This is a genomic window from Vibrio sp. 378, from assembly GCF_033339435.1.
The window spans coordinates 1-655 of sequence record NZ_JAWOUO010000653.1 but is presented as its reverse complement, the minus strand read 5'-3'; the positions used below and the strand labels follow the sequence as shown (position 1 = coordinate 655).

Genomic DNA, 655 nt, shown 5'->3' with positions numbered 1-655 from the left:
TTGCGTACATTTGCGTGAACTGCCAGCCTTCTTGCATCAGTTCATCAAGGTTTGGTGTAAGAGGAAGACCACCCAAAGAGCCCACAAACTGTGCGCCCAAGCTCTCTTGTAACAAGATAACCAAGTTTTTACGCTTGCCTTGGTACGTCGCTGGGTTGCTGTTCATGGTTGGTAGCAATGTAGGATCAAAGTCGACCTTCGTTGATGAAGCGCGAACGAGATCCAACATTTTTTGATTGTCCATCTTGCCGTAGAACTGCTCTGCGCTCTTTTCTGACTTCATATTGTTGACAGCAAATAGCAATGAGTAAGACGAATTCAGTGCTAAGTCGTTAAGCAGTGGATCGTTCGAAAACGCCACCATAGCAGGGTTGAGCGGACGGTGACCCAAAGACGAACGAGCGCCTGCAACACAAAGAAGCACAACGAAAATCGCCAAAAGAGGGCGCCATTTCCAATTGATTTGTTGCGCGCTATCGGTCAGTTTTTTGCTCCATTTCCAGCCTAAAACTAGCGTCAAAGCGGTGCCGATTGCACCAATAAACAGTTCTAGTTTGTAGCCAGTCCAAAGCATGCTCATCACTTCTTTCGGGTAGATGAGGTATTCAACAAACAGGCGGTTCGGACGCAGGTCATATTCTTGAATGAATGGCGC

1 protein-coding gene is annotated in these 655 nt (G+C 47.2%); it reads right to left on the bottom strand.

Going from position 1 to position 655, the window contains the following annotated elements:
- Window positions 1-655 (bottom strand): LTA synthase family protein (locus R7Q48_RS28080; RefSeq protein ID WP_411979300.1); only part of this gene is annotated, 655 nt, incomplete at both ends.